Genomic DNA, 24,949 nt, shown 5'->3' on the forward strand with positions numbered 1-24,949 from the left:
TCAGGGCTGCGGGGTTGCATATTCCTCGAAGAAGCCGTTGCTGGTCAGCAGATTGTGCAATCCCAGATCGTCAATATGGCGTTCTCCACACAACGCCATGGTCGTGTCCAGTTCCTTGTGGATGATCTCGAGCGCCTTGGTGACCCCGGCTTCACCCATTGCGCCCAGGCCATGGATGAAGGCGCGTCCGATCCATGTGGCATCTGCCCCAAGGGCCAGGGCCTTCAGGACATCCTGACCCGAGCGGATGCCGCTATCCATATGGATCTCGACCTGATCCCCCACGGCCTTGACGATATGGGGCAGCATCCTGATCGAGGACAGCGCCCCGTCCAGCTGTCGCCCGCCATGGTTCGAGACAATGATGGCGTCGGCGCCGAAATCTGCGGCGATCCTTGCGTCCTCTGGGTCCAGAATCCCCTTGAGGATCAGCTTGCCGCCCCACATCTCGCGAATGCGGGCAATCTTGTCCCAGTCAAGCTTTTCGTCAAACTGCTCGGCGGTCCAACTGGAGAGCGAGGATGTATCGCCAACGCCTTTCGCATGTCCCACGATATTGCCGAAGGAATGGCGTTTGGTCTTCAGCATGCCCAGCCCCCAGCGCCAGCGCATCGCCAGATCCAGCATTGTGGGCAGAGTCAGCTTGGGCGGTGCACTCAACCCGTTCTTCAGATCCTTGTGGCGCTGGCCCAGGATCTGCAGGTCCAGCGTCAGGACCAGCGCACTGCAATTGGCCGCCTTGGCGCGATTGATGATCGCCTCGAGGAATTCCTGATCCTTCATGACATAGAGCTGGAACATGAAGGGCGAGGACGTATGGGCGGCGACATCCTCGATGGAACAGATGGACATGGTTGACAGCGTGAACGGAACCCCGAAGGATTCTGCCGCGCGTGCTGCCAGGATTTCGCCATCGGCATGCTGCATTCCGGTCAGGCCGACAGGGGCCAGTCCCACCGGCATGGTCACGGGCAGCCCGACCATCTTCGACGACGTAGACCGGCCGGACATGTCGACGGCCACTTTCTGGCGCAGCCTGATCCTGGAAAAGTCGTCGCAATTGTCCCGGAATGTCTGTTCGGTATAGCTGCCTGACTCGGCATAGTCATAGAACATGCGCGGCGCGCGCGCGCGATGCAGCCGTTTCAGATCATCAATGCAGGTGATTGCCGTCATGTTCGGTCTCTGCCCCGGGTTTGATATGGATGATGCCACGCAAGAGTCTATTGCGCGCTGACTTCAGTCATACGCGCCTTGGTGGCGGGTTCAATGACCGGTACGTTCAGGGCCTCGGCCTTGCGGCGCAGTGCTTCGGCGCGGGCGACCGTCTCGGCCTGCGTGCTGTCCGGGTCTTGCGCGGCCTCACCCGAATGCTCGGGCAAGGTCGGTTCGGCCAGAATCTGCTGGGTCGGCAGCAGTTCCGGATAATCGACGGCACCATTGTGGCAGGCCGACAGGGCCAGTGCGGCAAGAAGGGCGGAAAGGCAGGGCATCTTTTTCATGGGCGCAGGTTACTCTTGTGATATTGCAACTACAACTCGGCTTGGCGACATGGCCGACCGCCCCCTTTCGCTGCGCCGGACGAGCGATTATGACAAGGCATGGCACGAACCCACGGATCCCGCGCAGAAATTACAGGCCCGCTCATTCGCGATGAGGCGCGGCGCCTTTTCGCGCGCAATGGCTATGCGGCCGTCTCGATGCGTCAGATCGCGGCGGCGGTCGGCGTTCAGGCTGGGGCGTTGTATGCCTATACGCCGGACAAACAGGCGCTGCTGCATGATCTGCTGCAATCCCACATGAAGGAACTGCTGGCGGCCTGGCGCGATGATCCCTCGGCGGACCCATTGACCCGGCTGGAGAGATTTGTCCGGTTCCACATCGATTTCAGCCTCGATCACGCCGATGCGGTGTTTCTGTCCTATATGGAACTGCGCAATCTGACGCCGGAAAATTTCCGCAATATCGCCGAGTTGCGTGGCAGGTATGAGGATGCGCTTGACCAGATTCTGCAGGCCGGTGCCGAAGCGGGCGTCATGCATATGATGGATCGCAAGCTGACAACCCTTGCGATGATTGCCATGCTGACCGGGGTGATCAACTGGTATCGCGAGGGCGGTCGTCTGGATCGCGACAGAATCGGTGACATATATTGGGGTCTGGCGCGCGGGGCGGTGGGCGCCAATTGACGACCGGGTCCGCAAGGCGCAAATAGTCGTTCTGGCCGCTTTACGGCCTGATCACTTGAGCCGATATTGACACCATGAGCCTGCCTCCGGGATTCCTTGATGAACTGCGCAATCGCGTTCCGATCAGCCGTGTGATCGGGCGCAAGGTCGTGTGGGATCTGCGCAAGTCCAATCAGGCGCGCGGGGATTGGTGGGCTCCCTGTCCCTTCCATCAGGAGAAATCCGCCAGCTTCCATTGCGACGATCAGAAAGGCTTTTATTATTGCTTTGGCTGTCAGGCCAAGGGCGATGCGCTGACCTTTCTGCGCAATGCTGACGGGCTGGAGTTCATGGAAGCGGTCAAGGTCCTTGCGGCCGAGGCCGGGATGGCCATGCCCGAACCGGACCCGAGGGCGCGCGAACGCAGTGATCGCAGATCGCAACTGTTCGAGGTGACCGAGGCCGCCTGCCGCTGGTTTCGCCTGCAACTTCAGACCGGCGCGGCCAGCGAGGCGCGCGACTATCTGCAGCGCCGTGGTCTGGATGAGGAAACCGAGCGGCAGTTCGATATCGGCTATGCGCCGGACAGCCGCCATGCCCTGGGCATGGCGCTGCGCGAAAAGGGCTTTGACGAGTCGCAGATCATCGAAGCCGGTCTTGTTGCCAAACCCGAGGGCGGCGGACAGGTTTACGATCGTTTTCGCGGGCGGATTATCTTTCCGATCCGGGACGGGCAGGGGCGCTGCATCGGATTTGGCGGCCGGGCCATGGATCCCAACGCCCGCGCCAAGTATCTGAACAGTCCTGAAACGCCGCTGTTCGACAAGGGGCGCAATCTCTACAATCTGGCATCGGCACGGTCGGCGGTCAGCAAGGGTCAGCCCCTGATCGTGGCCGAAGGCTATATGGATGTGATTGCCCTTGCGCGTGCAGGATTCGCAGGGGCTGTCGCGCCTCTGGGCACGGCCATCACCGAAAGCCAGTTGCAACTGATGTGGCGCATCAGCCCCGAGCCGATCATTGCACTTGATGGTGATGCCGCAGGTCAGCGCGCCGCGCAGCGGCTGATCGATCTGGCGCTGCCGATGACCGGGGCGCGTCAGGCGCTGCGCTTTGTGATTCTGCCGGCCGGAAAGGACCCCGATGATCTGATCAAATCTTCCGGGGCAGGGGCGATGCGCGCCCTGCTGGACGGGGCCAAGCCGCTTGTGGACCTGCTATGGGCGCGCGAAACCGAAGGGCAGGTCTTTGACAGCCCCGAGCGCAAGGCCGCGCTGGACCGCCGGCTGCAGGATGCCATCTCGAAAATTCCCGATGAGCTGACCCGCCAGCATTACAGCGAAGAAATCCGCAGCAAGCGCCGCGAACTGTTCGGCAACAACTGGCAACGGCGCGGTTTTGACGGGAAGGGCCGGCCGGGTTCGCGCAAAGCCCAACGCGGGAATGTCGTGCGATTGCCCGCCGGCGTGACCCGCCTTGACGGACCGAATGCCGGACCGTCCCTGCTGGAAGGGGCCAGCCTGCTGCTCTGCGCCCTACGCCCCGATCTGGTGGCCCGGGTCGAGACGCGGCTGGAGCGGTTGGTTCCCCAAGACCCCGATCGGGCTGCGCTGCTGCATGACCTGCTGACAGGCGGGCAATCACCCGCCGGGGCGCGTGCTCTTGAAACACTGCGCGCGGACGCCCATCTGGGCCTGACACCAGCGGTAATCAGGGAACAGGATCAGGAAAACGCCGCGGCGATCCTGGTCAATCTTCTGGATCGCCTGGAGGCAGAACGGGCGGCGGGAACCGAACTGGCCCGCGCCGAAACGGAAATTCAGGGTGAGGTGGATGAGGGCCTGACCTGGCGGATGCAGCAGATCGCACGCGCGCGTCATCAGGCCGAGAGACCCGAAATGGAAGATAGCGGTGACATGAATGAAGATCGCGACGCCTTGTCTGCCCAGCTTCAGGCTTGGCTCAGCAAGGAAATCTGGCGCAAGCCGCCGCGTCGATGACCGGCAGTCACGTGCCGATTCGCGAAAAAGTCGGAGGAATGGCGAATCAGGGTCGGGTGATCGCGAATCGGTTGCGTTCACGGGCTTTGATCCGTCTGGAATTAACGTTAGAACAACGTCAGGTTTGCAATGATTCGCAACTGATTCGCGAATCGATGCCCGAGTAAGGAGCCCTGGATGGCCGCCAAGGACAACGACCAAGACAAGACCGACAAGGACGAGAACGCGCATTCGCTGGACATGAGCCAGGCTGCGGTCAAGAAGATGATCGCCGAGGCCCGCGAGCGCGGCTATATCACATATGATCAGCTGAACACCGTTCTGCCGCCCGAACAGGTCAGCAGCGAGCAGATCGAAGATGTCATGTCGATGTTGTCCGAAATGGGCATCAATGTCATCGAGGACGAAGAAGCCGGCGAGGAAACCGAAGGTGGCGCGGTCGTGACCACGGATTCCGGTTCTCGCGAAGTTGCCGTCACTGCGACCGAGACCGAAAAGCTGGACCGGACCGATGATCCGGTGCGGATGTATCTGCGCGAGATGGGGTCGGTCGAACTGCTGAGCCGCGAGGGCGAGATCGCCATCGCCAAGCGGATCGAAGCCGGTCGCAACACCATGATCGCCGGTCTGTGTGAAAGCCCGCTGACCTTCAAGGCGATCACCATGTGGCGCCAGGAGCTTCTGGACGAAGAGATCCTGCTGCGCGACGTGATCGATCTGGAAACCACCTTCGGCCAGTCGATGGAAGAGGATGAGGCCGAGAGCGAACCGGTCGTCAGCACCGAGACGACCTCTGCCCAGCCGTCGCAGAAGCGCGAAGAACTGGATGCCGACGGCAATCCGATGCGCAATGACGACGACGACGACGAGGATGAAGGCGCGAATCTGTCGCTGGCGGCGATGGAAGCCAGCCTGAAGCCCAAGGTTCTCGAAACGCTGGAAGTGATCGCGGATCATTACGAACGTCTTGCCGACATGCAGGATCAGCGGATGTCGGCAACGCTGAACGAGGATGACACTTTCTCGGCCGGCGCTGAAACCGACTATCAGACGCTGCGCAGCGAGATCGTTGGTCTGGTCAATGAGCTGCACCTGAACAACAGTCGCATCGAAGCCCTGGTTGACCAGCTCTATGGCATCAACCGCCGGATCGTCACGATCGACAGCGGCATGGTCAAGCTGGCCGATTCCGCGCGCATCAACCGGCGCGAGTTCATTGAACATTATCGTGGCAGCGAATTGGACCCGGCCTGGGTTGATCGCATGTCGCAAAATGGCGGTCGCGGCTGGCAGGCCCTGTTCGAACGTTCGCGCGACAAGGTTGAAAGCCTGCGTGCCGAAATGGCTCAGGTCGGCCAATATGTCGGCGTCGACATCGAGGAATTCCGCCGCATTGTCAGCCAGGTCCAGCGCGGTGAAAAAGAGGCACGTCAGGCCAAGAAGGAAATGGTCGAGGCCAACCTGCGCCTGGTGATCTCGATTGCCAAGAAATACACCAACCGCGGCCTGCAGTTCCTGGACCTGATCCAGGAAGGCAATATCGGCCTGATGAAGGCCGTCGATAAATTCGAATATCGCCGTGGCTACAAGTTCTCGACCTATGCGACCTGGTGGATCCGTCAGGCGATCACGCGCTCGATCGCGGATCAGGCCCGCACGATCCGTATTCCGGTCCACATGATCGAAACGATCAACAAACTGGTCCGCACCGGTCGCCAGATGCTGCATGAAATCGGCCGCGAACCGACGCCCGAGGAACTGGCCGACAAGCTGCAGATGCCGCTTGAGAAGGTTCGCAAGGTGATGAAGATCGCCAAGGAACCGATCAGCCTCGAAACCCCGATCGGGGACGAGGAGGACAGCCAGCTTGGCGATTTCATCGAGGACAAGAATGCGGTCCTGCCGCTGGACAGCGCGATTCAGGAGAACCTGAAAGAGACGACGACTCGCGTTCTGGCCAGCCTCACGCCGCGCGAAGAGCGTGTTCTGCGGATGCGTTTCGGCATCGGCATGAACACGGATCACACGCTGGAAGAAGTCGGTCAGCAGTTCAGCGTCACGCGCGAACGGATTCGTCAGATCGAAGCCAAGGCATTGCGCAAATTGAAGCATCCTTCGCGGAGCAGAAAGCTGCGGTCGTTCCTTGATCAATGATTTTGATGCCGCGTCGGGTCTGTCTTTCTTTCTCTATCGCAGCGCAGCCAGACCCGATATCGGTAATGGCGATCTGACGCGCATCCTGTCGGTCGCCAGATCAAGAAACAAGGCAGCCGGGTTGACCGGCTGCCTTCACCACGAAGATGGCCTGTTCTTCCAATGGCTTGAAGGGCCTCATGCAGGATTGCGTCCGGTGATCGAATCGATCCTGCGGGATGATCGGCATCACGATGTGACGGTTCTGAATGAAGGACCGCTTGACGTCAGGCGGTTCGAGGACTGGCAGATGAGATTTTCGGACCGTGACCGCAAGTCCTTGATGGACTGGTTCGCCGCGCAAAGCATGTCTACCGTCGATCGCAATGAATATGCAGGCGGCGTCGTGGCCTTTCTGCAATCCATCGTCTAGAAGACCGGGCACCCTCAGGCGCCCGGATCATTCTCAGACCTGTGCTTCGGCTTCGACCAGGCCGGGAAGTTCTGCAAAGCTTTCAAAACTGGCCCGATGAATCAATTCTCCGGGCGGTGTCTGGCGGTATCCCTTTTCGTAAAGCAGGAACGGGACGGGCAGGGCGGCAGCACATTCCGCATCGAACTCACTGTCTCCGACGAAGATGGCTTGCGGCTTGTCGGGATCGGCACCCAAGGCCGAGACAGCGGCGCGCAGCGGAGCTGGATGTGGTTTCTTTTCCGGTTGCGTGTCGCCAGCCACAACCACGGCGAACAGATGATCGAGGCCGAAATGTTTCAGAACGGTTCGCGTCGGACCCAGAGGCTTGTTGGTGCAAATCCCAAGGGGATGCCCGCGATCTGCCAGGATGTTCAACGCCTCGGCCACACCGTCAAACATGACCGTATGTTCCGTCGCGCTGAGGTAATGGCCCATAAAGGCTGCCTGCATTTCTTTGCGGCTTGCCTCATCAATCTGACAGGCTGTGGAAATCTTGTTCCATAAGACATCCACGCCGCCACCGATAAAACTGCGCACGCGATCAAGGCTGAGTGCCTGCTTGCCATGTTCGGTCAGCGCGGAATTGACGCAGGCGTGAATATCTGGCGCGCTGTCGATCAGGGTGCCGTCCAGATCGAAGACAACCGGACGGGGGGCAAAGCAGACATTCATGTGTTTTTCCATTTGATAGAGCATCCCATTGACGGGATCTGGTCCTGCGGACCTTTGCCGGTCGTGGCGATCTGCAACATCGCCTCAAGCAGCTCGGGTCGGGCGTCCTCGGGGCCTGCGGTTCTTTTCGAGGAATCGAAGCGGCCGCGATATTGCAGCTTGCCATCCGAATTATAGCCAAAGAAATCTGGGGTGCATTCCGCTCCATAATCCCGTGCTGTCTGCTGGGTCTCATCATGGAGATAAGGAAAGCCGAAGCCGTGCTTTGCCGCAAAGGCCTTCATTTCTTCGGGGCCGTCCTGAGGATAGCTGACGACATCGTTGGAAGATATGGCAACCACACCAATGCCGGCGCGCTTCATCACCTCGGCATCACGAACGATCCGGTCGATGATCGATTGCACATAGGGACAGTGATTGCAGATGAACATGATCAGGGTTCCGTTCTTTCCCTGAATATCCGCAAGCCTGTAAATCTTTCCGTCTGTCGCGGGCAAGGCAAACTCGTGCCACGGGGCGTCAAAATCACATACCGGAGGTGAAACAGCCATCGAGATCTCCTGAGAACTGACCAGATGTCGTTGTCCATGACGACAAGCGGTATGACAAGCCTATATGTCAATATATTCCATAATATGGATTACAGGTTTAACAGCAGAGCGCCAATCACCTCTGAATCGTCACGGCTTAAAACTGACGTGTAGCGGCGGAACAACCGCAACCAAGCAAGATCAACGGATATTCCGCTTTTCTTGAACGGCATGAAACAATCGGGATCTGTGCTGTTTCGCCAATGCTGTTGCCGCAGCCCATGACGGAGAGAGAGCGGATCGTGACCGGCGCGGCGGATTTCAACCGGCGACATATCCACCCACGGTCGCCGGAATGCCGCCACGGGTCTTGCGGCTGCAGCATGGTTCACCTACATCTGAAAGCGAAGGAAAAAGGACTGCGTGATGGCAATCGAAGCTCATGAAATCGAAGCCCTTATCCGTGCGGCATTCCCGGATGCGGAGATTACGATCACCGATCTGGCTGGCGACGGAAACCACTATGCTGCCGAGGTGATAGACGAAAGTTTCCGTGGCAAGAATCGTGTACAGCAGCAGCGGGCAGTCTATGCCGCTCTGCAAGGGAAAATGGATGGCCCAAGCGGCGCATTGCACGCGCTTGCGCTGACAACAAAGGCACCCGCCTGAGCAGCCCCCTGCCCGGCCTGCCAACAGACACAGGGCCCGCACAGATCCGGGCCAGTATCCGAAAAGGACTCAGACGATGAGCGATGTGAAATCCCAGATCCAGGAAATGGTCGATGCCAGTGACGTGGTATTGTTCATGAAGGGTACCAAGGAAATGCCGCAATGCGGGTTTTCCAGCCGAGTTGCCGGCGTCCTGAACTACATGGGCGTAGATTTCAGCGATATCAATGTCCTGGCCGACAATGACGTGCGTCAGGGCATCAAGGATTTCTCGGACTGGCCGACCATTCCGCAGCTTTATGTCAAAGGTGAATTTGTCGGCGGTTGCGACATCATCACCGAGATGACCCTTTCAGGAGAGCTGGACCAGCTTTTCGAACAGAAAGGCGTCGCCTATGACAAGGAAGCCGCCGACAAGATTCGCGAAGCCAACGCCTGATATCTTGTTGAAATCATTGGATCAGCGGCGCGCCCTGGCAATCAGGGCGCGCCGTTTTCATTTGCCTTAGCGGCAATCATGGACCGGGCCAAGATGGGCTTTGACCTGTTGAACGAACGCCCGTAACCTTTCCCTGAAGAGATCAATGGGAGGTCCATATGAATATCCTCAAGACGATCAGCGGTTTGGCTGTAGGTGCAACTCTTGCCACCGCACCGATGGCCGCTTCCGCCCAGCAGTTCATCAATATTCTGACCGGCGGCACATCAGGTGTCTATTACCCCGTGGGCGGCGCACTTTCCAAGATTTTCTCGGACGGAATCCCCGACGCCAAGGTGCAGGTGCAATCGACCAAGGCCAGCGTCGAGAACCTGAACCTGCTGCAACAGAACAAGGGTGAGATCGGCATTGCGCTGGGGGATTCGGTCAAATTCGCGGGCGAAGGCAACCCCGAGGCAGGCTTCCCGCAACCTCTGGACAAGCTGCGCGGGATTTCCGCCATGTATCCGAACTTCATCCAGGTCGTTGCCAGCGAGGAATCGGGAATCAAGTCTCTGGAAGACCTGAAGGGCAAGGCACTGTCGGTCGGGGCACCGAAATCGGGAACCGAGCTGAATGCGCGGGCCATTCTCGCGGCAGCGGGCATGTCCTACGAGGATCTGGGCAAGGTCGAGTTCCTGCCCTTTGCCGAATCCGTTGAACTGATGAAGAACCGCCAGCTGGATGCCACGCTGCAATCTGCCGGGCTTGGCGTCGCCTCGCTGAAGGATTTGTCGACCTCGATCCCGATTACCGTCGTGTCAATTCCCGATGAGATCGCCGAGACACTTGGCGCGCCCTATGTCGCCGAGACCATCCCCGCCAACACCTATGAAGGCCAGACCGAGGACGTCGCGACCGTGGCTGTCGTGAACTTCCTTGTCAGTTCGGAAGCGGTCAGCGACGACCTGGCCTATCAGATGACCAAGCTGATGTATGAGAATCTGGACGAGCTCAAGGCTGCCCATTCCGCCACGGCTGGCATCGACGTCAAGAATGCCCTGAAAGGCATGCCGATCCCGGTGCATCCGGGCGCAAAGCGCTATTATGACGAAGTCGGCGTCTCCGCCGAATAGGACAAGCTGTCTGTCTTGCCGGGATCGCGAGGTCCCGGCCATTGGTCTTCTATCCGGATAATCAGTCATGACCCAAGCGCAGCACCCTGCCCCTGCGGACAATCCCGATCTGGGCCTTCACGACCCGCTGGCGGACAGCTTTCCCACTGGAGTCGAAGGCAAGCTGCTGTATTGGATCGCGGTTGCCTTCTCGCTGTATCAGATCGCGATTGCGGCCCATATCGTCAATCTGACCAGCCAGATCCAGCGGGCCCTGCATCTGGGGTTTCTGGTTCTGCTGTGCTTTCCGCTTCTGGCGGCGCTGCGTGGCAAAGGCCGTGGCGCCAAGATGCTGGCCTGGGGTCTGGGTCTGCTGGGAGTCATCGTCGCCGGCTATCAATGGGCAGAATATGTGCCGCTGATGATGCGCTCGGGCGCGTTGAACCAGATAGATGTCGTGATCGGGGTCATTGCGCTGGTCACGACCTTTGCGGCGGCCTATGTGATCATGGGCCCGGCGCTGCCGATGGTGGCGGGGATATTCCTGATCTACGCCCTGTTCGGACAGCATTTCCCCGGGCCATTGGTGACACGCGGATATGATTTCGCACAGGTCGTCGAGCAGATGAGCTATGGCACCGAAGGCATCTATGGCACACCGCTTTATGTCTCGGCGACCTATATTTTTCTGTTCATCCTCTTCGGATCATTTCTGGAAAAGGCCGGAATGATCAAGCTGTTCACGGATGTCTCGCTTGGCATGGTCGGTCACAAGATGGGCGGCGCGGCCAAGGTTTCGGTGGTCAGCTCGGGCCTGATGGGCACCATTTCGGGGTCCGGCGTGGCCAATGTCGTCACCACCGGCCAGTTCACCATTCCGCTGATGAAAAGCTTTGGATATCGCCCGGCTTTCGCCGGCGGCGTCGAGGCCACGGCCTCGATGGGCGGGCAGATCATGCCGCCCGTGATGGGTGCTGTCGCCTTCATCATGGCCGAAACGCTGGGTGTCGCCTATTTCGACGTGGTGCGTGCAGCGATCATTCCGGCATTGCTGTATTTCGCCAGTGCCTTCTGGATGGTCCATCTGGAGGCCGGCCGACGCAATCTGCGCGGCATGTCCAGGGATGAACTGCCCTCGGCGCGGCGCGCCCTGCGCGAAGGCTGGTATCTGATCCTGCCCTTGGCCGTTCTGGTCTATCTGCTGTTCTCGGGATACACGCCACTGTTTGCCGGTACCATCGGGCTGGCCTTGACGATCATGCTGATCCTGGGCGCTTCGGCGGCGCTGGGTCTGCCCCAAGGAACCCTGCGCGTGATCTTCTGGATCGGACTGGGGCTTCTGGCCGCCAGTTTCCTTGAATTCGGCAATAACGCCTTGTGGCTGGGGATCGCTATCCTGCTGCTCTGGAATGCCCTGCGCACGGGTGGGCGCGAAACGATCCGCCAGGTCATCGACAGCCTTGCCGAGGGCGCCAAGACCGCCCTGCCGGTCGGCGTTGCCTGTGCGCTGGTGGGCGTGATCATTGCCACCATGACCCTGACGGGGGCGGCCAACACCTTCGGGCTGTATATCGTCTCGGTCGGCAAGGACAGTCTGATCCTGTCCCTGATCCTGACGATGATCACCTGCATCGTGCTGGGCATGGGCATTCCGACCATCCCCAATTACATCATCACTTCGACCATTGCGGCACCGGCCCTGTTGCAACTGGGTGTGCCCCTGATCGTCAGTCATATGTTCGTGTTCTACTTCGGCATTCTGGCGGATCTGACGCCGCCCGTCGCGCTGGCCTGCTTTGCCGCAGCACCGATCGCCAAGGAAAACGGGCTGAGGATCAGCTTCGAGGCACTGAAGGTTGCGGCAGCGGGTTTCGTCATTCCCTATATGGCGGTCTATACGCCGGCGCTGATGCTGCAGGACGGTGGGCCCCTGGCACAATCCATCGGTTATGCGCCTGCGGTCGCCTATATCGTCCTGAAATGTCTTCTCGCGATCGGTCTGTGGGGCATGACCGTGACGGGCTGGTTCATCCGCCCTTTGGCCTCTTGGGAGCGCGTGCTGACCGCTGCCGCGGCATTTCTGCTGATTGCGGCATTGCCGCTCAGCGATGAGGTCGGATTTGCCCTGACCGCGCTATGTGCCGGTATCTGGTGGTTGCGGAGAACTGCATGAGCAGTTGCCTGATGGTGGGTATGGTCATGCTGTCCCTCGCCACCCCTGAATTCCGGCTGGAGTGGCAGCATTCGGTCGAACATGTGATCTGGCGCGAAAGCTGGGCCATCCAGGACGACAGGCTTGTGCTGCAACAGGCAGCCGTCAAGGGATCGGGGGCTGGCATGGACCCCGGCCCCGATGCGGTCCTGCGCGATGAGTGGTGGGTCTGGGCGCCCCAATTGCCACCACAGCCCGGCCTTTTTCTGGCGGCCAGTGGCGCGACCGACGGCGGCTGGAGCATCTGCGACGGGGATGAATGTCATGAGTTTGGCGCCGCCGAAGGCAAACCCATTCATCTGCGTCCCTGCATCAGCCAATCACCGCCACAATGACAAAGCTTCAATTGCATCGCGGCAGATAGAATGTGATGCTGCTGTCATGACAGATCACACCGGTTTTGAGTTTCTTGTTCTGGAAAAGGATCACCTCGTCGCTGCAGACATGCAGGGCGGGCTGGCAGCCGCGCTGCCGGGCTGCACGGTGACGCATGTTCTGGACCCCTGCGATGTCGTGGCACATCTGCAGGGCTGGGATGAATCGTCCCGGCGGCAATTGGTCCTTGTCACCAAACTGACGATTTCGCAGATGGAAGAATTGGGGCTTGATCAACTGGTCGCATCTGCGAATGCCAAGCTGGTGCTGCGCCAGGGCGATGATCCGGTCGAGGCCGCCGCTGCCCGAGGCTCGTTCAGCCTGCCCTCTCCATTCGTCGAAGAGGATCTGCGCGCGCTGGCCGACCACCTGCTGCATCAAAGCGCGGCGGCATAAGGGCGGGCCAGGCCCGCCCTTTCAGGTCAGCCTTCGCGTCCCGGGTTGTCGCGGCCGCCGCGCAGCTTCGATGCCAAAGTGATCCCGACCGCAAAGGCCCCGATCAGTTTTGCCATGCTGCCCACGTTGGAGTTGGCAGCGCGTGAGCCAGCCTGTGCGGCTTGATGCATCTTTTCCTGCGCCGCCTGAATGTTTTCATCGGTGAACCCGCTGCGCTGCGCCGTATCGCGCGCGAAATGCTCGGCACTGCTGGCCGCGCGGGCGGCGCGAAAACCGGCATTGCCGACGACGGATCTGGCCTTGTCTTCGGCCATCTCGGCCAATCGCATCGCCTCGGCACGTGCCCGGTCAACAGCGGCATCCGCGGCCATGTTCACGCGGGCTTCGACCTCGCGCTTCAGATCATCGGTGGTGGGCATCTCGTGGCGCGGTTTGGACGCAACAAGAAATGCGATCAGCCCACAAGCGAGAAAGATCCCCCCCACGATCAAGGAGGCATAGGTCGCTCCAAGACCAAGCCCGATGGCAAGCCACGACCATAGTGCCGCGATCAGAAAGCCCAGCCCGACAAGGAGGAACAGGCCGGCGACAAGCTTGATGGCCGAACGCCGGGCTGTATCGCCCAAGGCCAGTTGCAGGCGTTGCGCATAGTCAAACATCAACGGGCACCCTTACCGACGCGCCAGAATCAACCCGGCCAGAAAGCCGATACCCGCCGCGATGCCCAGGGCCTGCACCGGATTGCGGCGCACTGTTTCTGACAGATCGTCATAGCGTTCTCCGGCATAGCGGGCCGCGTGATCGGTCTGTTCCTGCCCTGCCGAATACAGCCGTTCGGCTTCGTGGCGGGCACGATGGGCATATTCCTCGCCCATCTCTCTCGCGCGGCCGGTATATTCCTGTCCTGCCCGGCGTGCCTGATCTGCAAATTCGGCGCCACGCTCCTTCAGGCGCTCCAGCCCGGCATTGTCAGTCAGATCCTCGGCCGCTGCCTTGGCCTCATCCGCGACATTCCTTGCGCCGCTCTTGAGGTCATGGCGCGCTTCTGCTGCGGCGTCTTTCGCGTCACGTTTCGCCTGTGCGGTAGTGCTGCTCGTATCAGCCATAGGAAGATCCTTTCCTCGGGTGCTTGTTTCACTTCAGGCACCAAACCCGCACCACCCCTCCTTCGTTCCATTGGCCTGCCGAATTTCGATGCCATGGGAAAGGCCAGTTCAGCCCGGCACAAATGATGCGCGAGAAGGCTGTGCGGATAGCCGCATAAAGATCATTGATTCCGGGGTTTTGATGGTACCGCCTCCCCGGCTCGAACGGGGGACCTCTAGATCCACAATCTAGCGCTCTAACCAACTGAGCTAAGGCGGCATGGGTGCGGTCTTTAATGCCAAGTTTCGCGGGTTGCAAGCCCGACTTGCTGTAAATCTCAACTCAAGTTACAGAAAGCGACATACCAAGCAAGGATCACAGCGTGAGCATCAACAGCGAAAGCAATATTTCGGCAAATCTGCAGGTCGGACCCACGGATCAAGGCATGGTTCGTATCTATGTCGAGGCCGATGGCTTTGATCTGCCTCTGGATTTCGACCCTGAAGAAGCAACGGAAATCGCCGAGGAACTCATGGCCGCCGTCGAGGCTGTGCAGGCCATGGGAAAAAAATCTGGCAAATCTAAGCCTCCCCGGCGCTAAGTGATTCGGGATCGATCACTGCCTGAAGCCGCAAGGACGAAACCCGCGCAATCCGTCGCGTCATCTTGTTGCGCCTTGCGGCGGCAAGGCGGGTTTCAGCGGGCATCCTGACGATCTCGGCGCCGTAGGAATCCGCGCGGATCAGGCCTGTGTGGCCGGGCAGAAGATCGTCGGGAAAATCGGTGTCGACGGCCCAGAAATAGCGGTCGCACCATTCCAGATAGCCCTGCCATTTCCGGTCGCTGATGAAATCCGCGCGGCTGCTTTTGCATTCGACGATCCAGATTTCGCCCTTTGTTCCGACTGAAACAACGTCCACACGCAGCCCTTTGACAGGGCTGAATTCCATCAACGGGCTATGGCCAAGACTGCGCAACATGCGCCCGACGCCCCGGGCGAGTTCCTGACCGGGCATCAGCTTCTGGTGGTTGGCTCGCAAAGACATGGGTCAATCTAGAACAAAAACAGAACGTGACGCAAGCGCACTTGTCACGGCCCTGACGGAACCTTATCTGTCATGCCCGGCGGGTTTCTGCTCTTCTCGCGCGTGGCCTTTTTTCCACTGGCCTATAACTTCTCCGAGGGGGCTGGCTCTGTCGAGGCCCTGGTCTCGTTATCTGGCGCCCACCTGGTACTCCAGGCTTTCGGGAAATCTCGCGCCGCCGCGGTCGCTGCGGTTCCCGCCACAGAAAAAGCCGCCTTGCGTTTGTACGCAAGGCGGCTTTTGCGTTGCCCGATCACGGTCAGAAAGAAGGGGCGGATGAACCCGCCCCTTCTTCCGTATCGATCTGCAAGGCGCAGCTCAGAAGCCGTAAACCACCGCGAGACCCAGCGTATTGTCGGTGCGCACAGCGCGGTCCGACTGATACTCGGTCAGATAGCTGATGCGGGTCGAAAGGCTGTCGCTCATGCGGACATTCACACCGAATTCGTTGGTGATGACGTCATTCACATCCGAGCTGAGGAAGTCCGTGTCATTGGTCAGGAACACGTTTTCGTTCAGCTTGCGGTAGAAGCGCGACGACAGGATATAGCCGACCTCGGTTTCCGAGTCATCGGTCATGTGCTGCGCGCCGGTCTGCGTGTAGCGGACACCGACACCGGCCTGTACGCGCCAGGCGGTCAGGTCGTTGTTGACGATGCGATAGCCCGGACCAAAGCCGAGGAAGCCGTCCAGACGCAGATCCTCGTCCTCGTCCGTGTCACGAACCGACTCGTCCGAGTTGTCGTAGCCGTCAACCAGACCGTCAACGGTGAACCGGCCCAGAGCGAAAGCATAGAGGCTGTCGTTGAAATAATATTGGGCGTCATAGATGACGTTGGTTTCTTCGGTGTCCTTGTTGCCGTCGTCGTCTTCGCCGTATTCGATCGAAATTCCCAGCGTCTGGTTGATCGGATCGGTGTTATAGGACACGCGCCCGGCAAGCGTCAGGTCCTGGTTTTCGACATTGCCGGTGCGGCCGGAATAGGCCAGTGACATCGAGCCGGACAGACCCTGACGGCGCGAAGCCGGACCAAAGCGGTCGGCATCCGACGAGCGATCGAAATCGTCCTGAACGTCATCTTCGATGTCCGAGATACGATCATCAACCGCGGAAATGCCTGCAGCGTTTGCGCCGGTGGCAATCTCGGATTGCGCGAACGCCGGAACCGAAAGGCCGGCAAGAATCACAGCGGTGCTGCTGAGGAGGGCAATTTTTTTCATCGTAAAACCTCTAAAGAAAGAGTTTCATGACTGACCCGAACTTCGGTGTCAGCGCATCTCTGCTGGAGTGAAGCTAGGCTCAACTCCGGCCTCCTTACAGCCCTCCAAATGAGAAGCTTTGATGTCGAAAAAGTGAAAATTTTCGCCCATGACGTCGCTGCGCGAAAACCTGCCGAAACAAAACTGTGAACCGGAAAAACGGAACCCTGTCAGGACCGGCGTTTATGCAGATCAGCCATGAAATTAGATGCGCAGATCGCACAGACCAAGACCAAACAGTTTGAATAAAATCTGAAACAAACGAGTGATTGCACAAAACATAGGCAGAAAAAATGTCGGAATGCAGTCATGTTCTGTTGCCGAAACGCCACGAAGCTCTGCCCGGATCGGCAATAATGTCGCTAAAAACCGTCCCTTTCGCCGTTACCGGCGCGTTTCAGGGGCCAGAATCAGCTTCGGGGTCAGGATAGTATGGCTGCGCTTGCCCGACGGCGGGGGTGTCTTGTCATGCATCGTCATGATCCGGAATCCGAATTGCACCGAAGAAAAGACGATGCTGTTGAAGACCACCAGCATGACGATCGCCAGATGACCTGCCGAATTTTGCATGAGCAAATGGCGCAGCCCGGCGACATCCAATGCGATCAGCAGGCCCGTGAACACGGCAGCCAGACAGATGCCCCAAAGGACGCTGGCAATATAGATTCGGATTAGCCGTGGCATGATTCGCGCCTTTCGATTGGCCGCTGGGGTCCGATGTTAGGCGCGAAAACCGATTCGGGGAATATTTGTTGCGATCAGAATGCGTCGGGGCGGATTTCCCGCGCCATGTGATCCAGCACCGCATTCACGAATTTCGGCTCGCGCCCATCCGGGAAGAAGGCTTCGGCCAGGCGGACATATTCCACGATGACCACCTTCGGTGGGGTCTTCGGGGTTACCAACTCGGCACCGGCCGCGCGAAACAGCGCCCGCAAAACCGGGTCGATGCGATCGATGGGCCATTTGGCGACCAGCCCGCGATCCGTGGCCTGATCGATCCGTGACTGCCATGTCACGGCATCATCGACGATCCGGCCAAACAGGGCTTCATCAGCCTCGGGGGTGCGACCGTCAGGATGGTCGACATCAATGCGATAGGTCAGGAACTCTTGCTGGATGCGATCAGCACCTTGCGACGAGGCCTCCATCTGGAACAATGCCTGCACCGCATAGAGACGTGCTGCGCTGCTCAGCGCACGCCGGTCCGGGCGCTGAGCCTTGTTGGTATCCGTGGATTGGTCGCTCATGTCCGGTCCTGTCCTTCAAGTTGTCCGGCCAGCCGGATCAGATCGCGTTCGTTCAAAGCATCCGTTTTCGGTGTCTTGGCCCATTTGCGGGCCAGCGCGACCAGATGCAAGGCCGCCACAGCGGCACCGCCGCCCTTGTTCTGCCCTTCGGGATCGGCGCGAACCTCGGCCTGTTCGATGTTCTCGACAGTCAGGATGCCATTGCCGATGCAGATCCCTTGCAGCCCCAGCAATGTCAGCCCGCGCGAGCTGTCATTGCAGACCGTGTCGTAATGCGTGGTCTCGCCCCGAATGACGCAGCCGAGCGCGACATAGCCGTCATAATGGGCATGTCGAGCGGCCAGGGCGATGGCTCCCGGAATCTCCAGCGCGCCGGGCACCTCGACAATATCAAGCGCGGCACCGGCCTGCTGGGCCGTCTGGCGCACGCCAGCCAGCAAGCCATCGGCGATGTCACGATAATAGGGCGCCACAACTGCCAGCAGACGGACGGGGTCGGCAAATTCTGGCAGCGCCAACTGGTAATGCGGGGTATTCGAAACCATCGGTTCAGTCCTTCGGGATAGGCCGGGTGGAATGGATCGAAAGCCCGTAGGCGTCAAGACCTACAACCTTCAAAGGTGCAGAATTCGTCAGCAGGATCAGTTCGGACAGGCCCAGGGCCGACAATATCTGGGCGCCAAGACCATATTGGCGCAATGTCTGTGGCCCTGAATCGTCGGGCGAGGCGACGGTATTGTTCAGATCGCGGATCAGCACGACAACGCCCCTGCCCTCGCGCGCGATCTCTTCCATCGCGGCTGGCAATGTTCCCGCATCCGCGCGACCGATTCCCAGAACATCATGCAAGGGATCCAGCGCATGCATGCGCACCAGCACCGGGCCGCCCTGCGTCAGATCGCCCTTGGTCAGAACGACATGTTCGGCCCCCTGCGTCTCATCCGCAAAGATGCGCATCATCCAGTCACCGCCATGCAGCGAGGTCACGGGCTGCTGGCTGCGCTCGGCAATCAGATTGTCATGGCGGCGGCGATAGCGGATCAGATCGCTGATCGTGCCGATCTTCAACCCATGCTTCTGGGCAAAGGCGATCAGGTCCGGCAGGCGCGCCATGCTGCCATCTTCATTCATGATCTCGCAGATCACGCCCGATGGGTTCAGCCCGGCCAGCCGAGAGATATCCACGGCGGCTTCGGTATGGCCGGCGCGCACAAGCACGCCGCCACTGCGCGCACGCAGGGGAAAGACATGCCCCGGCGTAGCGATGTCACTGGCACCCTTGGTCGGGTCGATCGCCACGCTGATCGTGCGTGCGCGGTCATGGGCGCTGATCCCGGTGGTTACGCCTTCGCGCGCCTCGATCGACATGGTGAATGCCGTTTCATGCCTGCTGGAGTTCTTGGCGCTCATCAGGCTGAGACCAAGCGCATCAATGCGTTCCCCCAGCAGCGACAGACAGATCAGACCGCGCCCGTGGGTCGCCATGAAGTTGATGGCATCCGGCGTCGCCATCTGGGCAGGAATGACCAGATCACCCTCGTTCTCGCGATCCTCGTGATCGACCAGAATGAACATCCGGCCATTGCGGGCATCCTCGATGATGTCCTCGATCGGTGAAATCGCGTCGCCATAGTCACGCTCGACCGGTCCGGCGTTCTCATATTGCATGGCTAGGCTCCTTTGCTGTTCATCCCATTTGTCGGACGCGGTGTGATCAGGCCGCGATCAGTTCCGTTCCTGAGTGGCCAGTTGCCGATCCGCTTCGGCCAGACGCGCAACATAGCGCGCCAGCGTGTCGATCTCGAGATTGATCGCATCGCCGGTCCGGGCGCTTCCCCAGGTCGTGACCTGCTGGGTGTGGGGAATCAGGTTGATGCCGAAACGACAGCCATCAACCTCATTCACGGTCAACGAGGTGCCGTTCAGCGCCACCGAGCCTTTGGGCGCGATAAAGCGTGCCAGAGCAGGCGGGGCTTCAAATGTCAGGCGCAGGCTGTCGCCATCGTCATGGGCCTCGACGATCCTGGCGACGCCATCGACATGGCCACTGACAATATGGCCGCCCAATTCGTCCCCGACGCGCAGGGCGCGTTCAAGATTCAGGGTCTTGCCCTCGGGCCAGCCATTCGTGCCGATATTCGTCTTGGACAGGGTTTCGGCCGAGATATCGACATCAAACCAGTCCTGACCTTTCGAAATCACTGTCAGGCAAACGCCATCACAGGCGATCGAGGCGCCGATTTCCACGCCGGACATGTCATAACTGCAACCAATCCGGGCGCGCATGTCGCCGCGCATCTCGACCTGTCGGACCTTGCCAATATCTGTGATAATCCCGGTAAACATCGCCTTGCCCCTTGCTATCCATTCGCAAGTAGGGCATCGCCGGGCCGCACGCAAGCGCCACACGATCCGGCCACAGGCGTCGCGCGACCCGTATCGCAATGCAAAGGCTATGGAATTCCCGAGCGCTCCGTGTCAATCAGACACAACCATGCCGCGATTGGATCCAGATGCAGAACCGACCGATCAAAACAGATGAAGAGATTCTCGATTCGCCGGATACGGCAGAAGGACGGGTATTTCTGATGCTGCAGGGCCCGCATGGCCCCTTTTTTGATCGCCTTGGAAAAATGTTGCGCGCGGCGGGCGCCCAGGTCTGGCGATGCGGTTTCAATGCCGGTGATGCGTTTTTCTGGTCGGACAAGGAACATTTCATCCCCTTCACCGGCCGCATGGACGAATGGCCGGCCTTCCTGGATCGTATCCTGATCGAAAAAGGCGTGACCGATATCGTCCTTTACGGCGATGTCCGCCCGATCCACGCCATGGCACGCAATGCCTCGCGCGAGGAAGAGCTGCATTTCCATGTCTTCGAAGAGGGTTACCTGCGCCCCTATTGGGTCACTTACGAGCGGGGCGGATCGAACGGGCATTCCATGTTGTTGCAGATTCCCCTGGCGCAAATGCGTCGGGCATTGCGGGATGCTCCGAATGATATGCGTCGCCCTCCGGCGAAATGGGGCGATATGCGCCAGCACAAGTTCTATGGCGCCCTTTATCATTTTGTCCTGCTGGTCGCGAACCGCGACTATCGCAATTACACTGGCCATCGCAGCCTGCCGGTCATCGAGGAGTTCCGGCTGAACCTGATGCGTTTCCTGCTGTCGCCCTATTACAATGTTGCATCATTCCTGCAATGGCGCCGCTACAAATTCGCGGGCTGGCCCTATACGCTGGTGCCGCTGCAACTGGAACATGACTCGAATTTTCTGGGTCATTCGCCTTTCAGCGGCAATCGCGAGTTCATCGAAACCGTGATTTCCGCCTTTGCAAAGTCAGCGCCCAGTCATCACCACCTGCTGTTCAAGGCCCATCCGCTGGAAGACGGCCGCGCCGGGAACCGCAGCACGATTCAGAACCTCGCCACACAATTCGGTCTGGCCGATCGGGTCCACTATCTGCGAGCGGGGAAGCTCGCCGAATTGCTGGCCCATGCCCGTTCGGTCGTGACCGTCAATTCGACCTCGGCGCAGCAGGCCTTGTGGCGCGGAATTCCGGTCAAGACGCTGGGGCGCGCGATCTATGCCAAGCCCGGTATCGTTTCGGGGCAATCGCTGCCAGAGTTCTTTGACAAGCCCACACCACCTGATCCGCAATCCTACCGGATTCTGCGGAACTATCTTCTGCAAACCAGCCAGATCCCCGGCGGTTTCTATTCACGGCGCGCCCGCGCGCATACGCTGCGCCTTGTGGCCGACATGATCCTTGCGGCGGATGATCCCTATCAGGCTCTTGCCAGAGGGGCTGTCGCGCATCGGCATCAGATCGACGATATCGAGTAAAAATGGGTCAGAACTTATGGCATGCTGGCCCCAGTCCGGCTAAGCTGTTCGTCAACAACGGCATAACGGCCCGAAGAATAACAGGAGTTTCGAGGTGACAGTCTTCTCTTCCAGAGCCGGCATCCTGCGGCTGACCATGATGGCGGCAATGACCTTACTGGCCGCATGTGCGCTTCCACGTTCCGGGCCGAGCAAGAACGAGATCTATGCGGGGGCGGTCGAACGCGGCGGCAATGCGAATATCATCTATGTCAACGACCACGTGAACCGCGCCACGAATTTCACACCCGCCTACGGGTTTTCTGCCGCCTTCCGGAATGCCGGTCAGGTCGGCGCAGACGAAATCCGTCCCGGCGACGTGTTGGGCCTGTCGGTCTGGGAAAACGTCGATGATGGTCTGCTGACCTCGCTGGGAGCAAGCTCGACTTCCCTGCAGGAAATTCAGGTCGATAGCGGCGGCTATATCTTTGTTCCCTATGCCGGACGCATTCGCGCAGCCGGCAACAGCCCCGAGCAGCTTCGCCAGATCATCACCGATCGGCTGAGCGCACAGACACCGGACCCGCAGGTCACCGTGACCCGCGTCGCAGGCAATGGCGCAACGGTGTCGGTGATGGGCAAGGTGATGGCACAGGGTGTCTATCCGATCGAACGTCCGACGCGCACGCTTTCGGCCATGCTGGCCGGCGCTGGCGGTGTTTCGATTGAACCCGAGGTCGCCGTGGTGACCGTCAAACGCGGCAACACCCAGGGTAAGGTCTGGTTGACCGATCTCTACAGCAGCCGCTCCAATGACATTGCGCTGCGTCCGGGCGACATCATTCTGGTCGAAGAGGATCAGCGCAGCTTTACCGCGCTTGGCGCGTTGGGTGGCCAGACCCGCGTGCCGCTTGGAAATGAATTGATCAGCGCTGTCGAGGCCCTGGCCATGGTCGGCGGACTCAATACCACCCTGGCCGACCCGACGGGCGTATTCATCTTGCGCGACGAGCCGGAATCGGTTGCCTCGAAGGTTCTGGGCAAGCCGGTCTATGGCACCCAGCGCATGGCCTATGTTCTGGATCTGACACGTCCCAACGGGCTGTTCCTTGCCCGCGACTTCCTGATCCGCGATGGCGACATGATCTATGTCACCGAGGCACCCTTCGTGCAGTGGAACAAGCGTCTGCAGGCCATCACGGGCAGCCTGGACTCGGTCGACACGGCGACCAGCATCGGGGACTGATCCCCGAATGGGCCGGAAAATGGGCCTGAACGATAAAACAGCCGCCGGGGATGAACCCCGGCGGCTGTATGCATATAACGGCGGCTTCTGGACCAAACCCCGGCTACGCAGGATTCTGCAACTGGCGGGCTGGCGGCTGGCCCTTGGCATTCCGCGCTCGGAATCCGACTGCGTGGCAATCTGGGGCAACAGTCCGACGGCATGGCGTGGTCGCCATATGGCGCAGAGAGCCGGTGCCCGGCTGTTGACCGTCGAAGACGCCTTTCTGCGCTCGGTCCTGCCCGGTCGCGCCCATGGTCCGCTGGCGCGTCGCGGCCCGATCGGCCTGCTTCTTGATCCCCATGGCGTGCATTTCGATCCCGGTCGGCCTTCGCTGATCGAAACCCATGTCCAGCGCGATCATGGGCCAGAATTGCTGGCGCGCGCGCGTCAGGGAATCGCGCGGCTGCAAAGCTTTCATCTGTCCAAATACAATGCCCACGATCCGCAGATCGTGCCGCCCTCGGACGGCTATGTTCTGGTCGTGGACCAGACACGGGGCGATGCTTCGCTGATGGGCGCCGACCGGCAGCGCTTTCTGACCATGCTGGCGACGGCGCGGGCCGAGCATCCGGGCAAGGCCATTCTGCTGAAAACCCATCCGGAAACGGCAGCGGGCCTGCGCGGCGGCCATCTGACCCGCGATGACCTGAAAGAGGGTGATCTGTTCTGCGACTGGGCCATCTCTCCCTGGGCTCTGCTGCGCCATGCCGCAGCCGTCTATTCGGTCAGTTCCCTTCTTGGGTATGAAGCGATGCTGGCCGGTCATCGCCCCCGTCTGTTCGGCCTGCCATTCTATGCGGGCTGGGGGCAAAGCGACGACGAGATGTCATTGCCCGAAGGGCGGCGCGGACGCGCCGGCTTGGAAGACCTGTTCTGCGCCAGCCATCTGACCGCGCCGCTCTGGTATGATCCCTGCCTTGATCGGCTGACCGATTTCGAGACGGCCTTGAACCAACTCGAAGCCGAGACAGCAACCTATCGACAGGATCGCGACGGGCATCTGGCCTATGGTATCCGGATCTGGAAACGGCGCTTCATTGCCGCGGCCTTCGGCGATGCCAAACCGGTGAAATTCACCCGAAAACCGGGACCGGATGTCACGCTGTGCTGGGCCAATCGGATTTCCGAAGTGCCCCAGGCCACACGCGTCGAAGACGGGTTCCTGCGCTCTCGTGGGTTGGGAGCAGAACTGACGCCACCGCTGTCGCTGGTCGCCGATGATCTGGGGATCTATTACGACCCGACATCCGAGAGCCGGCTGGAGCGCCTGATTGCCAGGGTCGTGCCCCCCGGCGGTGAAAAGCGCGCAAGGGCCCTGATCGATGCCATCGCGGCTGCGCGGCTGACGAAATACAATCTGGATGGCCCCGGATTCACCCTGCCGCCAGATCACCCGCAACCAGTCATCCTGGTGCCGGGGCAGGTCGAGGATGATGCCTCGATCCGACTGGGGGCCGGGGCGGTCAACAGCAATCTGGAACTTCTTTCCCGCACACGCGCGCTGAACCCCGAGGCCTGCCTGATCTACAAGCCCCATCCCGATGTCGAAGCCGGTCTGCGCCCCGGTGCCGTTCCCGAGGCAAAACTGGCGGAACTCGCCGATCACGTGGCGATCAGGGCTTCGGCCGTCTCCTTGCTGGAACAGGTCGATGAGGTCTGGACAATGACCTCGACCCTGGGGTTCGAGGCCCTGATGCGCGGCATTCCGGTGACCGTGTTCGGCGCACCCTTTTATGCCGGTTGGGGATTGACGCGAGATCTTGGGCCGGTGCCGGAACGGCGTCGTGCAAGGCCGGGACTGGAGGCGCTGGTGCATGCCTGCCTGATTGCCTATCCAAGATATCGCGATCCGGTCACCGGCCTGCCCTGTTCGCCCGAAACGATCATTCACCGCCTTGCCGACAGCAGCCTGACCTCACGGGGCAATGGACTGCGCGCATTGGCCAAGCTGCAGGGGGCTATGTCGGGGCACAGCTGGATCTGGCGGCGTTAG

27 protein-coding genes and 1 tRNA gene are annotated in these 24,949 nt (G+C 60.1%); 14 read left to right on the plus strand and 14 right to left on the minus strand.

Going from position 1 to position 24,949, the window contains the following annotated elements; genetic code table 11:
• Both JHW44_RS07615 and JHW44_RS07620 read right to left on the minus strand, forming a co-directional pair.
• A complete protein-coding gene (locus tag JHW44_RS07615; protein WP_089343532.1) occupies positions 1-1,176 on the minus strand; it encodes an alpha-hydroxy acid oxidase in 1,176 nt (391 codons plus the stop codon).
• Between the two features lie 47 nt (positions 1,177-1,223).
• On the minus strand, positions 1,224-1,502 hold the full coding sequence (locus tag JHW44_RS07620) for a hypothetical protein (RefSeq protein WP_089343531.1): 279 nt from the start codon (positions 1,500-1,502) through the stop codon (positions 1,224-1,226).
• Between the two features lie 99 nt (positions 1,503-1,601).
• Here JHW44_RS07620 and JHW44_RS07625 point away from each other — a divergent pair, with 99 nt between their 5' ends.
• The 4 genes from JHW44_RS07625 to JHW44_RS07640 all read left to right on the plus strand — a co-directional run bounded on the left by JHW44_RS07625 (position 1,602) and on the right by JHW44_RS07640 (position 6,734).
• Positions 1,602-2,189, plus strand: coding sequence for a TetR/AcrR family transcriptional regulator (locus JHW44_RS07625; protein ID WP_089343530.1), 588 nt, complete (start codon positions 1,602-1,604; stop codon positions 2,187-2,189).
• A 74-nt stretch (positions 2,190-2,263) separates the two neighbouring features.
• On the plus strand, positions 2,264-4,168 hold the full coding sequence (gene dnaG / locus JHW44_RS07630; protein WP_089343529.1) for a DNA primase: 1,905 nt from the start codon (positions 2,264-2,266) through the stop codon (positions 4,166-4,168).
• Positions 4,169-4,345: 177 nt separating this feature from the next.
• A complete protein-coding gene (rpoD, locus tag JHW44_RS07635; RefSeq protein WP_089343528.1) occupies positions 4,346-6,322 on the plus strand; it encodes an RNA polymerase sigma factor RpoD in 1,977 nt (658 codons plus the stop codon).
• Positions 6,312-6,734: a BLUF domain-containing protein gene (locus tag JHW44_RS07640; protein ID WP_179217655.1), complete on the plus strand. Its 423-nt coding sequence runs from the start codon at positions 6,312-6,314 to the stop codon at positions 6,732-6,734. The genes rpoD and JHW44_RS07640 overlap by 11 nt, the downstream gene beginning before the upstream one ends.
• Before the next feature lie 33 nt (positions 6,735-6,767).
• Here the strand turns inward: JHW44_RS07640 and gph are convergent, their stop codons facing one another.
• Together gph and JHW44_RS07650 are read right to left on the minus strand one after the other, a co-directional pair.
• Entirely contained in the window at positions 6,768-7,448 is a 681-nt protein-coding gene (gene gph, locus JHW44_RS07645) for a phosphoglycolate phosphatase (RefSeq protein ID WP_089343526.1), read from the minus strand.
• Positions 7,445-7,999, minus strand: coding sequence for a thioredoxin family protein (locus JHW44_RS07650; protein WP_089343525.1), 555 nt, complete (start codon positions 7,997-7,999; stop codon positions 7,445-7,447). The genes gph and JHW44_RS07650 overlap by 4 nt, the downstream gene beginning before the upstream one ends.
• Positions 8,000-8,404: 405 nt before the next feature.
• Between JHW44_RS07650 and JHW44_RS07655 the strand changes: the two genes are divergently transcribed.
• The 6 genes from JHW44_RS07655 (at position 8,405) to JHW44_RS07680 (ending at position 13,163) form a co-directional block, all read left to right on the plus strand.
• Positions 8,405-8,647: a BolA/IbaG family iron-sulfur metabolism protein gene (locus JHW44_RS07655; protein WP_089343524.1), complete on the plus strand. Its 243-nt coding sequence runs from the start codon at positions 8,405-8,407 to the stop codon at positions 8,645-8,647.
• A 76-nt stretch (positions 8,648-8,723) separates the two neighbouring features.
• Complete coding sequence (grxD, locus tag JHW44_RS07660) at positions 8,724-9,086, plus strand: Grx4 family monothiol glutaredoxin (protein WP_089343523.1); 363 nt, start codon at positions 8,724-8,726, stop codon at positions 9,084-9,086.
• Between the two features lie 158 nt (positions 9,087-9,244).
• The gene (locus JHW44_RS07665) at positions 9,245-10,201 is read left to right on the plus strand and encodes a TAXI family TRAP transporter solute-binding subunit (RefSeq protein WP_089343522.1); all 957 of its coding nucleotides are present in this window, start codon (positions 9,245-9,247) and stop codon (positions 10,199-10,201) included.
• A gap of 67 nt (positions 10,202-10,268) precedes the next feature.
• Positions 10,269-12,353 (plus strand): TRAP transporter permease, encoded by a 2,085-nt coding sequence (locus JHW44_RS07670; protein WP_089343521.1) that lies wholly within the window; start codon positions 10,269-10,271, stop codon positions 12,351-12,353.
• Entirely contained in the window at positions 12,350-12,727 is a 378-nt protein-coding gene (locus JHW44_RS07675; RefSeq protein ID WP_089343520.1) for a DUF1850 domain-containing protein, read from the plus strand. Before JHW44_RS07670 ends, JHW44_RS07675 begins: the two co-directional genes overlap by 4 nt.
• A gap of 46 nt (positions 12,728-12,773) precedes the next feature.
• Positions 12,774-13,163 (plus strand): hypothetical protein, encoded by a 390-nt coding sequence (locus JHW44_RS07680; RefSeq protein ID WP_089343519.1) that lies wholly within the window; start codon positions 12,774-12,776, stop codon positions 13,161-13,163.
• 26 nt (positions 13,164-13,189) lie between these two features.
• On the opposite strand, the gene JHW44_RS07685 is transcribed toward JHW44_RS07680, so the two are convergent.
• The 3 genes from JHW44_RS07685 to JHW44_RS07695 form a co-directional block, all read right to left on the minus strand.
• Complete coding sequence (locus JHW44_RS07685) at positions 13,190-13,822, minus strand: hypothetical protein (protein WP_089343518.1); 633 nt, start codon at positions 13,820-13,822, stop codon at positions 13,190-13,192.
• A gap of 12 nt (positions 13,823-13,834) precedes the next feature.
• Positions 13,835-14,269, minus strand: coding sequence for an ElaB/YgaM/YqjD family protein (locus tag JHW44_RS07690; protein ID WP_089343517.1), 435 nt, complete (start codon positions 14,267-14,269; stop codon positions 13,835-13,837).
• A 182-nt stretch (positions 14,270-14,451) separates the two neighbouring features.
• A tRNA-His gene (locus JHW44_RS07695) sits at positions 14,452-14,528 on the minus strand.
• Positions 14,529-14,631: 103 nt separating this feature from the next.
• Between JHW44_RS07695 and JHW44_RS07700 the strand changes: the two genes are divergently transcribed.
• Positions 14,632-14,850 (plus strand): DUF6324 family protein, encoded by a 219-nt coding sequence (locus tag JHW44_RS07700; protein WP_089343516.1) that lies wholly within the window; start codon positions 14,632-14,634, stop codon positions 14,848-14,850.
• Here JHW44_RS07700 and JHW44_RS07705 read toward each other — a convergent pair.
• From JHW44_RS07705 to JHW44_RS07735, 7 genes are all read right to left on the minus strand, one after another.
• On the minus strand, positions 14,831-15,295 hold the full coding sequence (locus JHW44_RS07705; protein WP_089343515.1) for an MmcB family DNA repair protein: 465 nt from the start codon (positions 15,293-15,295) through the stop codon (positions 14,831-14,833). The two genes, JHW44_RS07700 and JHW44_RS07705, sit on opposite strands and share 20 nt — an antisense overlap.
• A gap of 357 nt (positions 15,296-15,652) precedes the next feature.
• Positions 15,653-16,555: a DUF481 domain-containing protein gene (locus tag JHW44_RS07710; RefSeq protein ID WP_089343514.1), complete on the minus strand. Its 903-nt coding sequence runs from the start codon at positions 16,553-16,555 to the stop codon at positions 15,653-15,655.
• A 423-nt stretch (positions 16,556-16,978) separates the two neighbouring features.
• The gene (locus tag JHW44_RS07715; RefSeq protein WP_089343513.1) at positions 16,979-17,278 is read right to left on the minus strand and encodes a hypothetical protein; all 300 of its coding nucleotides are present in this window, start codon (positions 17,276-17,278) and stop codon (positions 16,979-16,981) included.
• Positions 17,279-17,352: 74 nt separating this feature from the next.
• Positions 17,353-17,844: a transcription antitermination factor NusB gene (gene nusB / locus JHW44_RS07720; protein ID WP_089343512.1), complete on the minus strand. Its 492-nt coding sequence runs from the start codon at positions 17,842-17,844 to the stop codon at positions 17,353-17,355.
• Positions 17,841-18,389 (minus strand): 6,7-dimethyl-8-ribityllumazine synthase, encoded by a 549-nt coding sequence (locus JHW44_RS07725; RefSeq protein ID WP_089343511.1) that lies wholly within the window; start codon positions 18,387-18,389, stop codon positions 17,841-17,843. The genes nusB and JHW44_RS07725 overlap by 4 nt, the downstream gene beginning before the upstream one ends.
• A 4-nt stretch (positions 18,390-18,393) precedes the next feature.
• Positions 18,394-19,512, minus strand: a complete 1,119-nt coding sequence (ribB, locus tag JHW44_RS07730) for a 3,4-dihydroxy-2-butanone-4-phosphate synthase (RefSeq protein WP_089343510.1) — start codon at positions 19,510-19,512, stop codon at positions 18,394-18,396.
• A gap of 57 nt (positions 19,513-19,569) precedes the next feature.
• On the minus strand, positions 19,570-20,190 hold the full coding sequence (locus JHW44_RS07735) for a riboflavin synthase (RefSeq protein WP_089343509.1): 621 nt from the start codon (positions 20,188-20,190) through the stop codon (positions 19,570-19,572).
• A gap of 242 nt (positions 20,191-20,432) precedes the next feature.
• Here JHW44_RS07735 and JHW44_RS07740 point away from each other — a divergent pair, with 242 nt between their 5' ends.
• The 3 genes from JHW44_RS07740 (at position 20,433) to JHW44_RS07750 (ending at position 24,949) form a co-directional block, all read left to right on the plus strand.
• Positions 20,433-21,689: a capsule biosynthesis protein gene (locus JHW44_RS07740; RefSeq protein WP_245846904.1), complete on the plus strand. Its 1,257-nt coding sequence runs from the start codon at positions 20,433-20,435 to the stop codon at positions 21,687-21,689.
• A 136-nt stretch (positions 21,690-21,825) separates the two neighbouring features.
• Positions 21,826-22,914, plus strand: a complete 1,089-nt coding sequence (locus tag JHW44_RS07745; protein WP_336385720.1) for a polysaccharide biosynthesis/export family protein — start codon at positions 21,826-21,828, stop codon at positions 22,912-22,914.
• Positions 22,915-22,933: 19 nt separating this feature from the next.
• Positions 22,934-24,949 (plus strand): capsular polysaccharide biosynthesis protein, encoded by a 2,016-nt coding sequence (locus JHW44_RS07750; protein ID WP_089343507.1) that lies wholly within the window; start codon positions 22,934-22,936, stop codon positions 24,947-24,949.

This window comes from Paracoccus seriniphilus (assembly GCF_028553745.1).
Lineage (GTDB): Bacteria > Pseudomonadota > Alphaproteobacteria > Rhodobacterales > Rhodobacteraceae > Paracoccus > Paracoccus seriniphilus.